Raw genomic sequence first — 21071 nt, 5'->3', positions numbered from 1 at the left:
GATGAGACCTTTATTATTAAAGATGCAATATTTTGGACCATTTATAAATGAGGAAGTTGATTTTACACATTTATCTAAATCACAATTGTTTTTAATATGTGGTAAGACAGGGTCAGGAAAGACGATGATCTTTGATGCGATGGTTTATGCTTTATTTGGTAAGACATCGACAGAATCGCGTGAAGAAGTTGATTTACGAAGCCATTTTGCTGATCCTAAGTTACCTACAAAAGTAGAATTTGAATTCGAAATTAAAAATGAGCAATATAGCGTCGTAAGAACTGTGAAATATATTAAAGAAGGTAATAAAAACCCTACCAATGCCACTGTTGAAGTTTATAAAAAAGTAAATGATAAGTGGTCATTAGAAACCAAAAGCATTAATACAAGTAATGATTATTTAAAAGCATTATTACATATGAATGTTAAGCAGTTTAGACAAATATTGATTCTTCCACAAGGTGAATTCAAACAGTTTCTCGTTTCAAACAGTACAGATAAAAGAAGTATATTAAGAACACTATTCGATAGTAATCGTTTTGAGTCGTTACAAGAACAATTAGAACTAGAAATGAAGAAAGAAATCGCATTAATCGAAAGTCACTATCAAAAAATCACACAGTATATAAATGATATGCATGATTTTGATGATGAAACGTTACAAGAACATAAACAAGTTGAAGGGTATCGTTATGAAGTGATTCAAGATGCATTAACGTCGTATGAAGCGGTAGGACAAGACAAGTTGAAAGAAATAGCAGAATTGAAGGCTAAAAAACAGCAGCATGTAGATGAAATTGAAAATGTCTTTGAACGGGAGAAAGCATTAAAAGCAAACTTTGAAACGTTAAAAGTTAAAGAAGCAGAATTAAATCAGTTGAAAAGTGAAGAAAAAGAAATAAATGATTTAAAGAAACAAGTCAAATACTTAAAAAGTGTACAGTCTTTAACATATCAATATGACCAACTTAAAGATAAAGAAACTAATCATACAAATGAATTAAAAAATGATGAAGTACTTCAAAAACAAATAAGTGACAATGCGCGAAAATTAGAAGCAATTGTACAACAAATAAATGATCTGCATAAAGAACATGAACAAATAGAAGAATATAGAGCATTTGTTCAAAATACGAAGCATATAAAAGTAAATATTGAAAAATATATAGAAGCAGAACAAGACATCGTAAAACAACAAGAAAAACAAGTTACTTTAAAAAAGGCAATTGAACAAAATAAGCAAGAAGCGGATGAACTTCATAATAAACTTGAACACATTACTTATGATGAACAAGATGAACAAACACAATTAAAAGAACAAGAAACAATGAAGTTAACATTACAAGGTCTAGAAACAACACAAAAACTGTATGCAGATAAACAAGCATTGGAAGAGAAAGTACAAGCATATAATCGTCAATTAGTAGAATATGAAAATGAAAAAACATCACTCGAACAACAAAACGATGCCGAAAATACATTTGATATATTGAATGTTGAAGATGAAATATTAAAAATTCAAAAGCATGTTCATAAAGGTGAAGATTGTCCTATATGTGGATCGATTATAGAAACAATCAATGGAGATGTTGATTTTGAAAGCTTAAAACAAGAAAAAGCGAAGCAATTAGAAGTTGAACAGCAGTTACAAGTAGTAAATCAACACATTACGACTTATAAAGAAAGAATTAATTTAACGAATGAACAATTGAACAAGCTAAGTGATGTTAAGGATGTGCAAAAGGATATAGCATCATTGAATGAAAGACTTGAACAAATAGTGAGTACTTTAAAAACATATCAAGAGAATCGTCAGCATATTCAACATCTAAAAATAGAAATAAGCGATGCAGAAAAGCAAATGACAGAACACACATTGCAATTAAATGATTTAAATCATAAAGTATCGACATATGAAAATGATTTAGCGTACTTTAATAAAGAGACGGGATATAATGAAGTATCATCATTTGTTGAACGAGTGAATACGGTAGAACAAACATTATCCAAGTTTGATCAAAGTATGAAACAATTGAACGAACAACAAGAACACTATCAAAAAGATAAGCAAACATTACAAATGCAACATGCTACGGTTAAAGAACGTTTATCTATGATTAAAGAACAAATTAAATCTACAAAAGACTATTTAAATACCGAAATGAGCAAACATGACATTTCATCATATGCTCAGTTAGATGAATTGTTGTTACAAGTAGAGGATATTGATCGATTAGAAGAAAGCGTTCAGCAATATGATAAAAAATATATAGAAGTTGAAGCGGTCGTTAAAGAGCTTAGTAAAAAGGTAAAAGATCAAGAAATGCCTGATATCGCTAATACGGAAGAACAATTAATAAGTGCTAAAGATTCTCTGAATAATTTAGTTAAACAATTGAATCAACTGCAATTGAAGGTTGAACAAAATGATCAAAAATCTAAAGCGATTCTTAATGTGATAGATAAGATTAATCAAGACCTTAAAGAACAAGAAGAAATGATTGATTTATCGAGAACTATGAATGGGAAGAATAGCCAGAAATTATCATTGGAAAATTATGTGCTTATTTATTATTTAAATCATATATTAGATAATGCAAATAGACATTTTCTTAAAATGACGAATAATCGCTATCAACTCGTACGTAGAAAAGAAAAGTCACAAGGGTTAAGTGGTTTGGAAATAGAGGTGTTTGATAGATTTTCAAATAGGACGAGACATATTACGTCATTATCAGGTGGGGAAACATTCCAAGCGTCGTTGTCATTAGCAATAGGGTTGTCGAATGTTGTCCAGCAAGAAGCGGGTGCCATTCATTTAGAATCGATGTTTATCGATGAAGGATTTGGTACGTTAGATGCTGAAACTTTAGAAACTGCGCTCGATACACTCGTTAATATACAAATGTCCGGTCGTTTAGTTGGTATTATATCTCACGTATCTGAATTAAAGACGAGAATTCCTACCATATTAAATGTAAACAAGAATGGATTTTTAAGTACAACGGCATTCTCGAATAATTGAATGACACACCAAAGACATAAATAGCTTAAATTATGTATTTAAGTTGTGATTTTTATTTGATATATTTTAACTAACAGAGTTATGGGAGTGTTAGGATGAAAAAGGGAATATTTCTAATATTGGTTGCAAGTATGATGATGATAATGAGTGCATGTAGTAATAATGCGATTGAACCGGACAGTCAATTTGGCAATAAAATGCAGTCATTCAATGTAACTGATCAAAATGGTCATAAATTTTCACAAAAAGATATGAAAGGAAAAGTGTATATCGCTGACTTTATCTTTACGAATTGTGAAACAGTATGCCCTCCAATGACATATAATATGAGTACTGTTATTGATCAACTTGAAAAAGATGGTGTCAAAAATTATGGGGTATTAAGTTTTAGTGTGGATCCAGAAAATGACACACCGAAAAAACTTAAAGATTACGTTAAACAATATAATGTACCAGATAATAAATGGACATTATTAACGAATTACGATTTTAAATTTATTAAACAATACGCACAAGATAACTTTAAATCAATTGTGGCGCCACCACCAAAAGGTAGTACTCAAGTGACACATGGTACAAGTTTCTATTTAATAGATCAGAATGGAAAGATTATTAAATCTTATAGCGGACAGGATGCTGGGGATAAAAAATTCCCTAAATCTGAAATTGTAGCTGATGTTAAGACATTAGTAGAAGAAGGCCCTGTAGAAGATTAATAAAGATATAAAAAAACCATCGATTATTGAACAATCAATAATCGATGGTTTTTTAAATATGTAAAACTTACTTTTCGCGCAAAGCGTCGCGGATTTCTGTAAGTAATACAGTTTGTTCATCAACTTCTTCTTCTTCTTCGCCTTTTTTCATAACAGTATTTGCAATTTTAATGAATACAAATAATGCGAATGCGACGATTAAGAAGTCAATGATAGATTGGATGAATAGACCGTACTTGATACCCATTAATGACCATTTTTCAGCGAAGTCTACTTCTCCAAAAATTAATCCAATAAGTGGCATTATGACGTTCTCAACTAAAGATGTAACAATTTTGTTAAAGGCAGCACCAATAACAACGGCGATTGCTAAATCTAAAACGTTACCTTGCAATGCAAAGTCTTTAAATTCTTTTAATAATGACATATTAAACACCTCCTTATCGAATTTTATCATACATGAATATGGCGCAAAAAGAAATAGTCAATTTGATTTTAGGTGTAATATTTGTTAAAGTGGTGAATGTTGCTGTTTTCATATATCACTTATTTGAAAATATCACGAATAAAATAAGTTAAAACGGGAATACATAATTTAAAGTTTGTTATTTTGAAAGGAGAATTATAATGGCCAATATTCCAACATATCCAAATGGAAGAAAAGTTTCAAATGTTTTTACAATTAGTGCCATCGTTGTTGCAATCATTGTTGCACTTGGTGTTATTTTCCCATCTCAGTTTGGTGAGATAACGGGTAATATCAGTGCATGGATTTCAAAATACTTTGGTTGGTATTACATGATTATTACAATTGGTATGGTATTTTTCTGTGTTTTCATTATATTCAGCCCAATTGGAAAGTTAAAACTCGGTAGACCACATGATAAACCAGAATTCAATACAATTTCTTGGTTTGCAATGTTATTCAGTGCTGGTATGGGTATAGGACTTGTGTTCTATGGTGCAGCTGAACCAATGTCTCATTTTGTTTCGCCACCAAACGCAGACCCTGAAACTAAAGCAGCAATGACTGAATCAATGCGATCTACATTCTTACACTGGGGTTTCCATGCTTGGGCAATCTACGGAGTAGTTGCTTTAGCATTAGCTTATTCTCAATTTAGAAAAGGTGAACCTGGTTTATTATCTAAAACATTAAGACCAATTTTAGGTGATAGAGTTGATGGTCCTATAGGTATCATTATTGATGTGTTATCAGTATTCGCAACTGTAGTAGGGGTTGCCGTATCATTAGGTATGGGTGCTTTACAGATCAATGGTGGATTAGAATATTTATTTGGTGTTCCGAATAATATCGTTGTACAAGGTATCATCATCGTTATCGTAACGATTTTATTCTTAATGAGTGCATGGAGTGGACTTAGTAAAGGTATCCAATATTTAAGTAATTTAAATATTGTTTTAGCTTCACTTTTACTGATTGTTACTTTAATTATCGGTCCAACAATTTTAATATTAAATATGTTCACATCATCAACTGGTGCGTTATTTGATTCATTCTTTTTCAATAGTTTTGATGTAGCACCATTAAATCCTCAAAAGAGTGAATGGTTAAATTCATGGACACTTTATTATTGGGGTTGGTGGATGAGTTGGAGTCCATTCGTAGGTATATTCATTGCCCGCGTTTCTAGAGGACGTTCAATTCGTGAATTTATTTTAGGTGTTATGCTTGTACCAACTATCATTAGCTTTATTTGGTTCAGTGTATTTGGTGTAACAGGTATTGAAGTTGGTAAGTCAACACCAGAAGTATTTAAAATGACAACAGAAACTCAATTGTTTGGTGTATTTAATGAATTACCAATGGGTGCGATTCTGTCAATAATTGCATTAGCACTAATCTGTACATTCTTTATCACTTCTGCAGACTCAGCTACATTCGTTCTAGGTATGCAAACAACTTATGGATCATTAGAACCATCAGGTAGAGTGAAGATTGTATGGGGTGTTGCACAATCACTTATTGCATTCGTACTATTATTATCTGGTGGAGATGCTGGATTAAATGCATTACAATCAGCAGCAATTATTTCAGCATTCCCGTTTAGTTTCATTATCATTATGATGATTGTCGCTTTCTATAAAGATGCAAACCAAGAAAGAAAATATCTTGGATTATCGATTACACCGAATAAGCATCGTATGAAAGAATATGTAGAAAAATCTAAACGAGAATATGAACAAGAATTAAAAGAACAACGTCGTTTAGCAAGAGAAATGGAAGATTAATATAAGTGATAGGCTGAGACAAATTGATGTCTCAGCCTATTTTTATATATAGTTGATAATCATTATCAATTAATAACTAAAAATTATGTATATTTGAAAATACATAAGAAAAACTTATAGTATCCTATTATAAACTTGAATGATAAATATATTCATTTTTAAGCGCAATGTATTGTTTTACTAAAGTATTGATTATACAATTGTATATGAAGCATTAACTTGCACAATTTTAAAGGGGGAACAAATAATGAGCTCAAGTTTAAAAGAACAATCTAAAAAATCTTTTGAATTGAACGGCAAAACATACACGTTTTATAGCTTAAAAACATTAGACGAATTAGGTTTATCTAATGTTGATAAACTACCGTATTCTATTCGTGTATTATTAGAATCAGTATTAAGACAGTTTGACGGACGTGTCATTAAAGAAGAACATATTATGAATTTAGCAAAATGGGGTAAATCTAACGATGCTAATGCAGAAGTACCATTTAAACCATCACGTGTTATTCTACAAGACTTCACAGGTGTACCTGCAGTTGTAGACTTAGCTTCTTTACGTAAAGCGATGGATGATGTTGGTGGAGATGTTTCTAAAATCAACCCTGAAGTACCAGTTGATTTAGTTATTGACCACTCTGTACAAGTAGATAGCTATGCATTACCAAATTCATTAGAAATGAATATGAAATTAGAATTCGAACGTAATATCGAGCGTTACCAATTCTTAAACTGGGCAACAAAATCATTTGATAACTATCGTGCTGTACCACCAGCTACTGGTATTGTTCACCAAGTTAACTTGGAATACTTAGCAAGTGTTGTACACATTAGAGAAGAAGAAAATGAACTTGTAACTTACCCAGATACTTTAGTAGGTACTGACTCACATACAACAATGATCAACGGTATTGGTGTATTAGGTTGGGGTGTAGGTGGTATTGAAGCCGAAGCAGGTATGCTTGGTCAACCTTCATACTTCCCAGTTCCTGAAGTTATCGGTGTTAAATTAACAAACGAATTACCACAAGGTACAACAGCTACTGACTTAGCTTTACGTGTAACTGAAGAGTTACGTAAGAAAGGTGTTGTAGGTAAATTTGTTGAATTCTTCGGTCCTGGAGTAGAAAAATTACCTTTAGCAGATAGAGCAACAATTGCTAATATGGCGCCTGAATATGGTGCGACATGTGGTTTCTTCCCAGTAGATGATGAATCATTAAGTTACTTACGTTTAACTGGACGTTCAGAAGAACAAGTTAATGTCGTAGAGAAATACTTAAAAGAAAATAATATGTTCTTCAATGCTGAAAATGTAGAACCAACATATACAGATGTTGTAGATCTAGATTTATCAACAGTTGAGGCATCATTATCTGGTCCTAAACGTCCACAAGATTTAATCAAATTAAGCGACATGAAAAAATCATTTGTTGAATCTGTGACTGCACCAGCAGGTAACCAAGGTCATGGTTTCGATAAATCAGAATTTGATAAATCTGTAGATATTGAATTACAAGATGGTACGAAGACTTCAATGAAGACTGGTGACATCGCAATTGCAGCCATTACTTCATGTACAAACACATCTAACCCATATGTAATGTTAGGTGCAGGTTTAGTAGCGAAAAAAGCAATCGAAAAAGGCTTAAAAGTACCAGATTACGTTAAGACTTCATTAGCACCTGGTTCAAAAGTTGTTACAGGTTATTTACGTGATGCTGGATTACAAGAATATTTAGATGATCTTGGATTCAACTTAGTTGGTTATGGTTGTACAACTTGTATCGGTAACTCTGGTCCGTTATTACCTGAAATTGAAAAAGCGATTGCTGACGAAGACTTACTTGTTACTTCAGTATTATCTGGTAACCGTAACTTCGAAGGTCGTATTCATCCATTAGTTAAAGCGAACTACTTAGCATCACCACAATTAGTTGTTGCTTATGCTTTAGCTGGTACTGTTGATATCGACTTACAAAATGATCCAATCGGTAAAGGTTCAAATGGAGAAGATGTATACTTAAAAGACATCTGGCCATCAATTGAAGAAGTTAGAGACACTGTATTATCAGTTGTTACACCTGAATTATTTAGAGAAGAATACAAAACAGTATTTGAATCTAATGAAGTTTGGAATCAAATTGAAACGACAGATCAACCATTGTACGACTTTGATCCTAATTCAACATATATCCAAAACCCTACATTCTTCCAAGGTTTATCTAAAGAACCACAAGATATTCAACCTTTAAGTGATTTAAGAGTTATGGGTAAATTTGGTGACTCAGTTACAACTGACCATATTTCTCCTGCAGGTGCAATCGGTAAAGATACACCAGCTGGTAAATACTTGCAAGACCATGATGTAGCAATTAGAGACTTTAACTCATACGGTTCTCGACGTGGTAACCATGAAGTTATGATGAGAGGTACTTTTGCGAACATTCGTATTAAGAACCAATTAGCACCTGGAACTGAAGGTGGATTCACAACTTACTGGCCAACAGAAGAAGTAATGCCTATCTTTGATGCTTCAATGAAATATCAAGAAAATGGTATTGGTTTATGTGTACTTGCTGGTAATGACTACGGTATGGGTTCTTCACGTGACTGGGCAGCTAAAGGTACAAATCTTTTAGGTGTTAAAACAGTTATTGCTCAAAGTTACGAACGTATTCACCGTTCTAACCTTGTTATGATGGGTGTATTACCTTTACAATTCAAAAAAGGTGAATCAGCAGATAGCTTAGGTTTAACTGGTAGAGAAGCCATTTCAGTAGATATTCATGAAGGTGTTAAACCACGTGATATTCTTAAAGTAACTGCTACTAGCGAAGATGGTAAAGTGACAGAATTTGAAGCTTTAGCAAGATTCGACTCTGAAGTTGAAATTGACTACTACAGACACGGTGGTATTCTACAAATGGTATTAAGAAATAAATTAGCACAATAATATAAAGCTCATTCATATTAGAGCAGTAGATATTCTTTGTAAATTGAATGTCTACTGCTTTTTATATAAACATTAAATATATGTATTTAAAAGAATATAATCACAGGCGCAATTATATTTATGTTATGATTAGGTTAAGGAATTTAGAAAGAGGGATTGAATCATGATTTATAGTGAAACACCAATAGATGTTAGATATGCAGAGACAGATAAAATGGGCGTTGTTTATCACGCAAATTATGCGATTTGGTTCGAAGTAGCGAGAACAGATTACATTTATAAAGCGGGATTTAGTTACGCAGATATGGAGAATGCAGGGATTATTTCTCCTGTAGTTGATTTGAATATTACTTATAAAAAGTCTATAACATATCCAGAAAAAGTTATTATTAAAACGTGGATTTCTCATTATTCACCTATAAGATCAATTTATTCTTATGAGATATTAAATGAACAACGAGAAGTTGTATCAACAGGATCAACAACACATGTGTGCTTGAAAAAAGGTTCAAACAGACCAATTAGATTAGATAAGAGTTTTCCTGAATGGCATAAAGCATATTTAAAAATTCATGAAGAAACTGAACAAGGTGTAGATCGTAAACTATAATAAATAAGCAGATGTGTTTCGCTAAATACACGAAATACATCTGCTTTTATAGTTTATCTTGAAGCTTTGACTTCATATTTAATTTCTCCATTATCATTTAAATCAATTACTAAGTCATTATCATCAAAGTACCATAAATCTTTTTCATCAATAAAAAATGGAATATCGTTTTTCTCGTCTTTAAAACCAACTTCAGAAGAACTTAATTCTTCTACAGTAAATGCGGGTGAGAAGCCTTGTTTTAACTGAAATTCACCGCCATAACGAACAAAAAATCGTAAGGCTTGATCATCATTGAATTCTAATTCATCTTTAAACCATTCGATAGCTTTTTCAGTAATTTCTAAATTCATAGTGCATTCTCCTTTACATCCATTTGATTTTTGGTTCTTGTCCTTTGAATATTCTTACGATATTTGATTGGTGTCTGACGAGCAGTATAACCAATATTGCAATAGATACGATTAAGAAAGGTATATCACCAATGATAATTGCACCTATAAAACAACTTATACCCGCTACAATACTAGATAATGATACATATTTAGTTAAATATAGAATTACAAAGAATATAATAGCTAGTATAATTAATAGTATCGGATGTACACCTAGAACAGCACCTGCACTTGTTGCAACGGCTTTTCCACCTTTGAATTTCAAAAATATTGGAAATACATGTCCGACTACTGCACAAATACCTACAAATATGCTAGGAATATCTACATTAAACCATATTGGGAAGAAAACTACAATAAAACCTTTGAAGATATCTAAAAACATCACGATAAATCCAGCTTTTTTTCCTAATACTCTAAATGTATTTGTAGCACCTAGGTTGCCACTTCCAAATTGTCGAATATCTTTTTTATAAAATAACTTACCTAACACAAGGCCACTTGGGAAGCATCCAACTAAGTAGCTAAGTATAATAACAACAAATGTCATTATTGAAACACTCCTTTGATAGCAGGTACTAATAGTTTACCATAACTGTATATCGGTTACTATTTAAAAATATGATAATGTCTGTACAATGTAAAGGGAAATTGTACCACAATTAGGGATAGGGCTTGCATTTTCTAGGGATTTATAACAAAATAACTATTGTAAAGTAAAAGAAACGAACGTACGTTTGTAGGAGGAGAAATATTGAATAAACAAGCAAAAGTTCAATATGGTGAAGATTCAATACAAGTACTCGAAGGTTTAGAAGCAGTAAGAAAAAGACCTGGTATGTACATTGGTTCAACAGATGTCCGCGGACTTCACCATTTAGTATATGAAATAGTAGATAACTCTGTTGATGAAATTTTAAATGGCTTCGGTACGGAAATCGAAGTAACAATTCATAAAGATAATAGTATTTCTGTTCATGATAACGGTAGGGGGATGCCTACAGGATTACATAAGACTGGTAAACCGACACCTGAAGTTATATTTACTGTCCTTCATGCCGGGGGTAAATTCGGTCAAGGCGGTTATAAAACATCTGGAGGACTACACGGTGTAGGTGCTTCAGTTGTTAATGCTTTGAGTGAATGGTTAGAAGTAACGATTTATAGAGAAGGTCATATTTATAAACAAAAATTCAAAAATGGTGGCGTACCTATTACAACATTAGAGAAAAAGGGGAAAACACGTAAAACGGGTACAACGGTTCATTTCAAACCAGATTCAAAAATATTTAAAGCTTCAACACATTTTAACTTTGAAACGTTATGTGAAAGACTTCAAGAATCAGCATTTTTACTGAAAGCACTTAAAATAAAAGTAACGGATTTAAGGGGAGAAGAACCAAGAGAAGTATTTTATCATTACGAAGATGGTATTAAAGAATTTGTGAATTATTTAAACGAAGGCAAAGACGTGTTGCATGACGTTGCAATGTTTAGTGGCGAATCAAATGGAATCGAAGTAGATATTAGTTTTCAATTTAATGACCAATATTCTGAAACGATTCTAAGTTTCGTAAATAACGTCCGTACTAAAGACGGAGGTACACACGAAACTGCCTTAAAGACAGCATTTACACGTGTATTCAATGAATATGCACGTAAAATTGGTGAACTTAAACAAAAAGATAAAAATCTTGATGGTAGTGACATTCGTGAAGGTTTGACAGCTATTATTTCTGTAAGAATTCCAGAAGATTTATTACAGTTCGAAGGTCAAACTAAGTCTAAATTAGGTACAACAGAAGCACGTGCAGCCGTTGATTCCGTTATGTCAGATCAACTGCCTTTCTATTTAGAAGAAAAAGGCCAATTATCAAAAGCATTACTTAAAAAAGCGATTAAAGCATCTCAAGCACGTGAAGCAGCAAGAAAAGCACGTGAAGAAGCTAGAAATGGTAAGAAAAACAAACGTAAAGAAACTTTATTATCTGGTAAATTAACGCCAGCACAAAGTAAAAATACAGAGAAAAACGAACTTTATTTAGTCGAAGGGGATTCTGCCGGAGGATCAGCTAAATTAGGGCGTGATCGTAAATTCCAAGCAATTTTACCGTTAAGAGGTAAAGTTATTAATACAGAAAAAGCTAAACTTGAAGATATCTTTAAAAATGAAGAAATCAATACGATTATTCATACAATAGGTGCTGGAGTAGGTGCAGACTTTAATATTGAAGATAGTAACTATAACAAAGTGATTATTATGACAGATGCCGATACAGATGGTGCACATATTCAAGTATTATTATTAACTTTCTTCTTCAAGTACATGAGACCACTATTAGAAGCAGGTAGAGTATATATTGCATTACCACCTTTATATAAATTAGAAAAGGGTAAAGGTAAGTCAAAACAAGTTGAATATGCATGGACTGATGAAGATTTAGAAGTATTAATGAAGAAAATTGGTAAAGGTTTCACACTACAACGATACAAAGGTTTAGGTGAAATGAATGCCGATCAACTATGGGAAACAACAATGGATCCTGAAACAAGAACGTTAATTCGAGTAAGTATTGATGATGAAGTACGTTCACAACGAAGAGTGACTACATTGATGGGTGACAAAGTTGAACCACGTAGAGAATGGATTGAAAGACACGTTCAATTTGGTATGCAAGAAGATCAAAGTATACTTGAAAGTGATGACATTCAAGTACTTGATGATGAAGTAGAATCATTAGAGGAGGAAGTTAAATAATGGTTGAACAAATTCAAAACCTTCCTTTAGAAGATGTAATTGGAGATAGATTTGGTAGATATAGTAAATATATCATTCAAGACCGTGCACTACCTGATGTACGAGATGGATTAAAACCTGTACAACGTAGAATATTATTTGCGATGTATAAAGACGGTAATACGTATGATAGAAACTTTAGAAAAAGTGCTAAAACGGTTGGTAACGTAATCGGTAATTATCATCCACATGGTGATACTTCTGTATACGATGCAATGGTTCGTATGAGTCAAGATTGGAAATTGAGACACGTACTCATAGAAATGCATGGTAATAATGGTAGTATTGATAACGACCCTCCTGCTGCAATGCGTTATACAGAGGCTAAATTAAGTAAATTAGCTGAAGTGTTATTACAAGATATCGATAAAGAAACAGTTGAACATGTACAAAACTTTGATGATACTGCGATGGAGCCGATGGTATTGCCAGCTAGGTATCCTAACTTATTAGTCAATGGATCTACAGGTATTTCTGCTGGTTATGCAACTGATATTCCACCGCATAATCTAGGAGAAGTCATTGATGCGACATTAAAGCTTATAGATAAGCCAAGTACATCTGTAGATGAATTAATTGAACATATAAAAGGACCGGATTTCCCAACAGGCGGTATAATTCAAGGGTTAGATGGCATTAAGAAAGCCTATAAAACAGGTAAAGGTAAAATCGTTGTTAGAAGTAAAGTAGAAATTGAAAAAATTAGAGGCGGAAGAGAACAAATCGTCGTAACTGAAGTACCATTTGAAGTTAACAAAGGTACATTAGTTAAGAAAATTGATGAACTCAGAGCTGATAAGAAAATTGAAGGTATAGTAGAAGTTCGTGATGAAACAGATAGAGAAGGTTTACGAATTGCGATTGAACTTAAGAAAGATATTAATAGTGAAGGTGTTCTGAATTATCTTTATAAGAACACAGACTTACAAGTACTTTATCATTTTAATATGGTTGCAATCAATAATAGAAGACCTGAATTATTAGGCCTTAAACCAATTCTTGAAAGTTATATTGAACATCAAAAAGAAGTCGTAACTAGACGTTCTCAATATGAATTATCCCAAGCGCAAAAACGTATGCATATCGTTGAAGGTTTAATTAAAGCATTGTCTATTTTAGACGAAGTTATTGAAACAATTAGAGCTTCTAAAAACAAACGTGATGCGAAAGAAAATTTAATTGCGAAATTTGAATTTACTGAAGAACAAGCTGAAGCAATCGTAATGTTACAACTTTATAGATTAACAAATACAGATATTGTTTCTTTAGAAAATGAATTTGATGAACTTAAACAAACTATCGAACGCTTAAAAGATATTTTAGAAAATGAAAAATCATTATTTAAAGTAATTAAGAATGAACTTAGAGCAGTTCGAAAAGAATTTGCTGATGAACGTTTAACTGAAATCGAAGAAAAAATCGAAGAAATAAAAATTGAAAAAGAAATTTTAGTTCCAAGTGAAGAAACTATTGTTTCTGTTACGCATGATGGATACATTAAACGTACTTCTAATAGAAGTTATATCGCAAGTGGTGTTGAAGAAGTAGGGCTTAAAGACGGTGACTACTTATTAATGCACGAAAAAATGAATACGCAAGATACTTTAATTGTATTCACAAATAAAGGTAATTACTTATTTATACCTGTACATGAAATTGTAGACTTAAAGTGGAAAGATCTTGGTAAACATATTTCACAAATGATTCCAATTGATGATGACGAACGTGTCATTTCTGTAAATAAAGAAACAGATTTCAAGCCATCGTCTAATTATATTATCGCGACGAAAAACGGCATGATCAAAAAGTCTACAAATGATAAATTTAAAGCGAGCAGAATTACAAAACCACTCGTTGCCATTAAACTTAAAGGTGACGATGAAGTTGTTTCCGTACTGAAAATAGTAAATGATGAACTTATAACAGTGATTACTGAAAAAGGTATGAGCTTAACTTATGATACGGATGAGTTATCCGACATTGGTTTAAAAGCAGCTGGTGTTAAATCTATCAACTTGAAAGATAATGATAAAGTTGTGATGACTGATAAATTACCAAATGATCAATCCGTGTTTATTGTGACAGATCGTGGTTCAGTTAAAAGGATGAAAGCAGAACAATTTGTACCTGCTAAAAGATCTCAACGTGGTTTAATGATCTTGAAAGAACTAAAATCTAAAGCGCATAGAATCATATTTGCTAGAACAATAGCAGAAGATGAAACATGTGTCATGATTTCAGAAAAAGATCAAGTCAAAGTGAATACTAAAGACTTTAACTTTAGTGAACGATACACAAATGGTCGATTTGTTGTTGACGAGAATGACTTTGGTCAAGTTATTGATGCATATTTTGAAGAAAAATCTATAGATTAAAAAAATATAGTCATAATGAATGGCACATGGTAAAATCATGATAGCAATTTATTATGACTATATTATTAGAATTGAGGGATTTATTTGAAAGATTTTGATAGTTATATCCCAGATTGGTTTCATAATTTTGTCCAATGGGGTAATGATTTAATTTGGACTCAAAACTTAATTTTCCTATTACTACTAGCTGGTGTATTCTTTACAATAAGTTCTAGAGTAGTACAACTTAGATGGCTACCAGAAATGTTTAGAGTCATTTTCGAAAAACCTGAAACATTAGAAGATGGAAGAAAAGGTATATCTTCTTTCCAAGCATTTGCTATAAGTGCTGCTTCTCGTGTTGGTACTGGTAATATCGCAGGTGTTGCAACAGCAATTGTACTAGGTGGCCCAGGTGCAGTATTTTGGATGTGGGTTATTGCATTCATTGGTGCAGCAAGTGCGTTCTTTGAAGCAACATTAGCACAAGTATATAAAGTTAAAGATAAAGAAGGTGGCTTCCGCGGTGGACCAGCTTATTACATAGAACGTGGTTTAGGTCAGAAATGGCTTGGTGTTGTGTTTGCAATACTTATAACAGTAACGTTTGCCTTTGTATTTAACACAGTTCAATCTAATACGATTGCAGCTTCTTTAAATGAACAGTATGAATTTTCAAATGTGATAACTGGAATTATCTTGGCTATTATTACAGCATTAGTTATCTTTGGTGGTGTAAGAAGTATCGCAACAGTATCTTCATTTATCGTGCCAATTATGGCAGTTGGATATATCGGTTTAGTTGGTTATATCTTATTTATGAATGTTGATCAAATTTGGCCAATGATTCAAAATATCGTAAGAAGTGCATTTGGTTTACATCCTGCATTTGGTGGGGCAATGGGATTTGCAATTATGCAAGGTATTAAACGTGGCTTGTTCTCCAATGAAGCTGGTATGGGTTCTGCAGCAAACGCAGCAGCAACAGCAGCTGTAAGTCACCCAGTTAAACAAGGTTTAATCCAAGCGTTAGGTGTATTCTTTGATACTATGATTATCTGTTCAGCAACAGCAATCATGTTATTACTTTATACTGATTTACAATTTGGAGCAGATGCGCCTCAAGGTGTGGCTGTAACGCAACAAGCACTTACAACACATGTAGGTGAATTCGGTGGTATATTCTTAACATTAGCTGTATTTATGTTCGCATTCTCTTCAATTATTGGTAACTATTACTACGGTCAATCAAATATTGAATACTTAACTAAAAATAAAATCGTAATGTTTATCTTTAGAGCATTAGTAGTAGCTATGGTATTTGTAGGATCAGTTGTACAAGTACAAACAGTATGGGATACAGCAGACTTATTTATGGGATTAATGGCAATCATCAATATCGTAGCACTATTCGGACTTGCAACAGTTGTATTTGAAGTTGCTAAAGATTATCGTGCACAAAGAAAGCGTAAGTTAAACCCAGTATTTAAAATTGAAAACTTAAAAGTTAACTATAATAATATCGAAGCATGGGGCGATAACCCTTATGCAACATTAAGCAAAAAAGAAACAACAGAACAATCATCTGAAGCAAATACAAAGTATGAAGAACCTAAAGAAGATACTTTCGACATTATTAAAGATGATGATAAAGACGAAGATAAATAATATAAGAAAAACGCCATGGGCACTAGCCCATGGCGTTTTCAATTTATTTAAATAAGTTTGCAATTGAATTGAAGATATCTTTAATAGCATTTACAAGTTTATCCCAGAAACCTTCGTCTTGAAGTTTGTCTTTAATATTGTTTCCTAAGTCTTCAGCTTTTTTCTTTGCATCTTTAAATTCATCAGATTTAACTAAATCATTAACATAATCTTTTGAGTTATTAATAAAGTCTTTTGCATTTTCACCGCTAAAGACACCGTCTTTTTGTGCTTTATCAATAACATTAACAATCATATTAATTTGGTTATCATTAATAACATTTGTTAAACCATTGTCTTCAATCTTTTGATTGACGATATTTGTAATTTCATTGATTGTTACATTACCTGATTTTTCTGCAACAGCTTGTTTTGATTCTGCAATCGTTTTGTTTAATTGTGATTGTGAAAATCCTTCTTGACCTTTATTTTCTTCAGTTATTTGGTTAATTGTAGATAATTCTTCTTGAGCGACTTGTGTTCTGCTTGAATCTACTTCTTCACCTTGTTCTTCAAATGCTTTGTATACACCAGCTAAGGCACTTTCGCCAGTTACATCTTCACTTGATGCAATTGTCACATCAGCATCTTGAATACCTGCTGTCATTAAAGCATTTTTATATGTGTCTTTAGTTACTTTTGTAATTTGACCTTGGTCTTGATTAATCGTTAAGTTAAGACCACTGCCTTTAGAAGTCTTTGTAATACGGATACTTGATTTTAAGACATCATTTGATGATTGCATATTTAAGTATTTATTTAAGTCATCAGCCGTAACGTAAGTTGTCTTGTCACTGTTTTTAGTGCCTAATAAGTTAGAAGTTGTATCTTTAGCACTTGAATTGTTTTGTAATGCTGCACCATAAACAGTAACGGCATTATCCCAAGCCTCTTCAGTTACCGCATGGGCTTGATGTTTCGGATATAAAATTGTAGATAATAATAAAACAGCAAGAACACTTATTATATATAGTTTCGTCTTTTTCATATGTTTGCACATCCTCGTATTTATTGATATAAAATATATCTATCATTATATTATCATCAAATGTATAATATGTAATAGGTCTTCAGAATGAGGTTTAATATATGGGAAAATACATTATCGAAAAGGCATTAAACAATAATGTGTTAATTGCTAATTATTATGATAAAGAAGTTATATTAGTTGGTAAGGGGATTGGTTTCGGAAAAAAACAAGGCGAAGAAATTAATACAGATTTAATCGAAAAGGTATATTTATTAGAATCTGAAAATGATAAAAATAAATATAAGCAATTATTAGATGGTACTAATAATGAAGTGTTTAATATTGTATTAGAAGTTGTAAATGGTATCGATAAACAGTTAGGTGGAAGTGTTAGTGAAAAGACGCTAATATCTTTAACAGACCATATGTTATTTGCGATCAAACGTATTAAAGAAGGTATACATGTTCATAATCCTTTTTTAAAAGAGACTGAACTGCTTTATCCGAGAGAATATCAAATAGCAGAAAAAGCTGTTAAAGCATTAAATGAAAAATTAAACTTACAGTTTATTGAATCAGAAGCTGGATTTATTGCATTACATATCCACTCTGCTGAAGTAAACCATTCAATTCATGATATACACAATATAAAAGCGATTATTCAAAAAGCAATCATTATAATAGAAGAAGGCCTAGAAGTTGATATTAACAAAAATAGTATTAATTATAGTCGTTTTGTTCGGCACCTTCACTTTGCGATTCAAAGAGTATTGGCAGATGAACGAATTCCAGATGCAACTAATATCGAAACACTATTGAAAGCGCAATATCCATTGTGCTATAATATTTCTGTAAAGATAGTGAAGATGATGCAAACACAGTTGAAGAAGCCAGTATATCAATCTGAATTGGCATATTTAACGATGCACATTCAACACTTTAATAATAACTTATAAATTGCGTGTTACTGATACGATCAGGCATGAGCAAATAGACTTTACTGTAATGGTAAGTTTTTTTGCTCATGCCTTTTTTCATGCCGTGATTTATAAAGTTAAACAATTAGGAGGGTATTAATTATGTTTAAAAAGTTCTTTGGACAATTGCAACGTATTGGTAAAGCATTAATGTTACCAGTTGCGATTTTACCAGCAGCAGGTATTTTACTTGCGTTTGGTAATGCAATGCAAAACGATCAATTCGTTGAAATTGCACCTTGGTTAAAATCTGATGTTATTGTCATGATAGCTTCAGTAATGGAATCATCTGGTCAAATTATCTTTGATAATTTACCATTGCTATTCGCACTCGGGACTGCATTAGGCTTAGCTGGAGGAGATGGTGTTGCAGCATTAGCAGCATTAGTTGGTTACCTTATTATGAATACAACAATGGGTGTTGTTAAAGGTATTTCAATTGATGATATTTATAGCTACGCTGAAGGCGCTAAAACTTTAGGACAAACTGCTAAAGATCCAGCAAACGCATTAGTTCTTGGTATTCCAACACTTCAAACAGGGGTGTTTGGTGGTATTATAATGGGTGCTCTTGCAGCATGGTGTTACAACAAATATTATAATATCAACTTACCACCATTCTTAGGATTCTTTGCTGGTAAAAGATTCGTACCAATTATCACATCTGTAGTTGCTATTATTGCAGGTATTATTCTTTCATTTGCATGGCCACCAATTCAAGATGGCTTAAACAACTTATCTACATTCTTATTAGATAAGAACTTAGCTTTAACGACATTTATATTTGGTATTATTGAACGTGCTTTAATTCCATTTGGATTGCATCACATTTTCTACTCACCATTCTGGTTCGAATTTGGTAACTATGTAAATTCTGCTGGTGAATTAGTTCGTGGTGACCAAAGAATATTCATGGCACAAGTTAAAGACGGTGTACCATTTACTGCTGGTGCATTCACAACTGGTAAATATCCATTTATGATGTTTGGTTTACCAGCTGCAGCATATGCAATCTATCGTCAAGCTCGTCCAGAGCGTAAAAAAGTTGTCGGTGGTTTAATGTTATCTGCAGGTTTAACATCATTCTTAACAGGTATTACTGAACCGTTAGAATTCTCATTCTTATTCGTAGCACCAGTATTATACGGTATTCATGTTATTTTAGCAGGTACATCATTCTTAGTGATGCATCTTCTACATATCCAAATCGGTATGACATTCTCTGGTGGATTTATCGATTACGTCTTATACGGATTATTAAACTGGGATCGTACTAATGCACTACTTGTTATTCCAGTAGGTATTATTTATGCGTTAGTTTATTACTTCTTATTCACATTTGCGATTAAGAAATTTAACTTAAAAACACCTGGTCGTGAAGATAAAGAATCTGAAACACGCAATAGTTCAGTAGCTGAACTTCCATTCGATGTATTAGATGCGATGGGTGGTAAAGAAAACATCAAACATTTAGATGCTTGTATTACGCGATTACGTGTTGAGGTATTAAATAAATCTGAAGTAAACAAAGATGAACTGAAAAGTTTAGGTGCATCAGGTGTACTTGAAGTTGGTAACAATATTCAAGCTATTTTTGGACCTAAATCAGATCAAATTAAACACGATATGGCACGTATCATTTCAGGAGAAATTACGAAACCTGATGAAACAACTGTTACTGAGGAAGGCGATCAAGAAAGTGCTGCTATTTTAGCTGAAGGTGGCGCAACAATTTATGCACCAATTAAAGGTGAAGTTGTTAATATCTCTGAAGTACCAGATAAAGTATTCTCTGAAAAAATGATGGGTGATGGCGTTGCAATTATTCCTGAAACTGGTGAAGTTGTTGCACCATTTGATGGTAAATTGAAAATGACATTCCCTACAAAACATGCAATCGGTTTAGAATCTAATGACGGTGTTGAATTATTAATCCACTTCGGTTTAGAAACAGTTAAATTAGAAGGTAAAGGATTTGAAATTTTAGCGGAAGCTGATACAGATATCGTTAAAGGTCAACCGTTAATGAAAGTAGATTTAGACTTCATTAAAGAAAATGCTGATAGTACTGTTACACCAATTGTTGTTACAAACCTTGGTGATGCTTCATTAGAAGTACTAACAACAGGTTCTGTTGAACAAGGCGATAAAATATTAGTCGTTAAATAAGAGTTTTATAGTTAAGAAGATACATCTTCATGGTGTATCTTCTTTTTATACTCTAAAAATAATTATAATATTATTATGTAAACTATAAATGTAAATTTTTGTTTTTAAAGTGAAACGATTAGGGTATAATAGATTATAAATC

At 32.5% G+C, this 21071-nt stretch carries 14 protein-coding genes; 10 read left to right on the top strand and 4 right to left on the bottom strand.

Going from position 1 to position 21071, the window contains the following annotated elements; translation table 11 throughout:
- Position 1 precedes the first annotated feature (1 nt).
- Both sbcC and LQ686_RS08015 read left to right on the top strand, forming a co-directional pair.
- Positions 2-3025, top strand: coding sequence for an exonuclease subunit SbcC (gene sbcC / locus LQ686_RS08020; RefSeq protein WP_103360572.1), 3024 nt, complete (start codon positions 2-4; stop codon positions 3023-3025).
- Positions 3026-3120: 95 nt separating this feature from the next.
- A complete protein-coding gene (locus LQ686_RS08015) occupies positions 3121-3741 on the top strand; it encodes an SCO family protein (RefSeq protein WP_103360571.1) in 621 nt (206 codons plus the stop codon).
- 67 nt (positions 3742-3808) lie between these two features.
- Here LQ686_RS08015 and mscL read toward each other — a convergent pair whose 3' ends face one another.
- Complete coding sequence (gene mscL, locus LQ686_RS08010; RefSeq protein WP_025905918.1) at positions 3809-4168, bottom strand: large conductance mechanosensitive channel protein MscL; 360 nt, start codon at positions 4166-4168, stop codon at positions 3809-3811.
- 200 nt (positions 4169-4368) lie between these two features.
- Between mscL and LQ686_RS08005 the strand changes: the two genes are divergently transcribed.
- The 3 genes from LQ686_RS08005 to menI all read left to right on the top strand — a co-directional run bounded on the left by LQ686_RS08005 (position 4369) and on the right by menI (position 9560).
- The gene (locus tag LQ686_RS08005) at positions 4369-5994 is read left to right on the top strand and encodes a glycine betaine uptake BCCT transporter (protein WP_107565981.1); all 1626 of its coding nucleotides are present in this window, start codon (positions 4369-4371) and stop codon (positions 5992-5994) included.
- A gap of 247 nt (positions 5995-6241) precedes the next feature.
- Positions 6242-8950, top strand: a complete 2709-nt coding sequence (gene acnA, locus LQ686_RS08000) for an aconitate hydratase AcnA (RefSeq protein ID WP_103360569.1) — start codon at positions 6242-6244, stop codon at positions 8948-8950.
- 163 nt (positions 8951-9113) lie between these two features.
- The gene (gene menI / locus LQ686_RS07995) at positions 9114-9560 is read left to right on the top strand and encodes a 1,4-dihydroxy-2-naphthoyl-CoA hydrolase MenI (protein WP_025905924.1); all 447 of its coding nucleotides are present in this window, start codon (positions 9114-9116) and stop codon (positions 9558-9560) included.
- Between the two features lie 53 nt (positions 9561-9613).
- Here the strand turns inward: menI and LQ686_RS07990 are convergent, their stop codons facing one another.
- Together LQ686_RS07990 and plsY are read right to left on the bottom strand one after the other, a co-directional pair.
- Entirely contained in the window at positions 9614-9913 is a 300-nt protein-coding gene (locus LQ686_RS07990) for a HesB/YadR/YfhF family protein (protein ID WP_025905926.1), read from the bottom strand.
- A 13-nt stretch (positions 9914-9926) separates the two neighbouring features.
- Entirely contained in the window at positions 9927-10508 is a 582-nt protein-coding gene (plsY, locus tag LQ686_RS07985) for a glycerol-3-phosphate 1-O-acyltransferase PlsY (protein WP_025905927.1), read from the bottom strand.
- A gap of 201 nt (positions 10509-10709) precedes the next feature.
- Between plsY and parE the strand changes: the two genes are divergently transcribed.
- From parE to alsT, 3 genes are all read left to right on the top strand, one after another.
- Positions 10710-12713, top strand: a complete 2004-nt coding sequence (gene parE / locus LQ686_RS07980; protein WP_107565606.1) for a DNA topoisomerase IV subunit B — start codon at positions 10710-10712, stop codon at positions 12711-12713.
- On the top strand, positions 12713-15127 hold the full coding sequence (gene parC / locus LQ686_RS07975; RefSeq protein WP_103360567.1) for a DNA topoisomerase IV subunit A: 2415 nt from the start codon (positions 12713-12715) through the stop codon (positions 15125-15127). The genes parE and parC overlap by 1 nt, the downstream gene beginning before the upstream one ends.
- Before the next feature lie 84 nt (positions 15128-15211).
- Complete coding sequence (alsT, locus tag LQ686_RS07970; protein ID WP_103360566.1) at positions 15212-16774, top strand: glutamine transporter AlsT; 1563 nt, start codon at positions 15212-15214, stop codon at positions 16772-16774.
- Positions 16775-16817: 43 nt separating this feature from the next.
- Here alsT and LQ686_RS07965 read toward each other — a convergent pair whose 3' ends face one another.
- Complete coding sequence (locus LQ686_RS07965; protein WP_107565605.1) at positions 16818-17801, bottom strand: DUF1002 domain-containing protein; 984 nt, start codon at positions 17799-17801, stop codon at positions 16818-16820.
- A gap of 101 nt (positions 17802-17902) precedes the next feature.
- Between LQ686_RS07965 and glcT the strand changes: the two genes are divergently transcribed.
- Together glcT and ptsG are read left to right on the top strand one after the other, a co-directional pair.
- The gene (gene glcT / locus LQ686_RS07960; protein WP_103360564.1) at positions 17903-18739 is read left to right on the top strand and encodes a glucose PTS transporter transcription antiterminator GlcT; all 837 of its coding nucleotides are present in this window, start codon (positions 17903-17905) and stop codon (positions 18737-18739) included.
- A gap of 123 nt (positions 18740-18862) precedes the next feature.
- Positions 18863-20929, top strand: a complete 2067-nt coding sequence (gene ptsG, locus LQ686_RS07955; RefSeq protein ID WP_103360563.1) for a glucose-specific PTS transporter subunit IIBC — start codon at positions 18863-18865, stop codon at positions 20927-20929.
- Positions 20930-21071 lie beyond the last annotated feature (142 nt).

Source organism: Mammaliicoccus sp. J-M41, from assembly GCF_022385935.1.
GTDB lineage: Bacteria > Bacillota > Bacilli > Staphylococcales > Staphylococcaceae > Mammaliicoccus > Mammaliicoccus sciuri_A.
Note: the sequence above shows the minus strand (reverse complement) of the source record. Positions and strands in the feature narration are given on the sequence as shown.

Excerpts from the sequence above, each read along its gene's own strand:
- sbcC (WP_103360572.1), top strand. The coding sequence starts at position 2 with ATGAGACCTTTATTATTAAAGATGCAATATTTTGGACCATTTATAAAT.
- LQ686_RS08015 (WP_103360571.1), top strand. The coding sequence starts at position 3,121 with ATGAAAAAGGGAATATTTCTAATATTGGTTGCAAGTATGATGATGATA.
- mscL (WP_025905918.1), bottom strand. The coding sequence starts at position 4,168 with ATGTCATTATTAAAAGAATTTAAAGACTTTGCATTGCAAGGTAACGTT.
- LQ686_RS08005 (WP_107565981.1), top strand. The coding sequence starts at position 4,369 with ATGGCCAATATTCCAACATATCCAAATGGAAGAAAAGTTTCAAATGTT.
- acnA (WP_103360569.1), top strand. The coding sequence starts at position 6,242 with ATGAGCTCAAGTTTAAAAGAACAATCTAAAAAATCTTTTGAATTGAAC.
- menI (WP_025905924.1), top strand. The coding sequence starts at position 9,114 with ATGATTTATAGTGAAACACCAATAGATGTTAGATATGCAGAGACAGAT.
- LQ686_RS07990 (WP_025905926.1), bottom strand. The coding sequence starts at position 9,913 with ATGAATTTAGAAATTACTGAAAAAGCTATCGAATGGTTTAAAGATGAA.
- parC (WP_103360567.1), top strand. The coding sequence starts at position 12,713 with ATGGTTGAACAAATTCAAAACCTTCCTTTAGAAGATGTAATTGGAGAT.
- LQ686_RS07965 (WP_107565605.1), bottom strand. The coding sequence starts at position 17,801 with ATGAAAAAGACGAAACTATATATAATAAGTGTTCTTGCTGTTTTATTA.
- glcT (WP_103360564.1), top strand. The coding sequence starts at position 17,903 with ATGGGAAAATACATTATCGAAAAGGCATTAAACAATAATGTGTTAATT.
- ptsG (WP_103360563.1), top strand. The coding sequence starts at position 18,863 with ATGTTTAAAAAGTTCTTTGGACAATTGCAACGTATTGGTAAAGCATTA.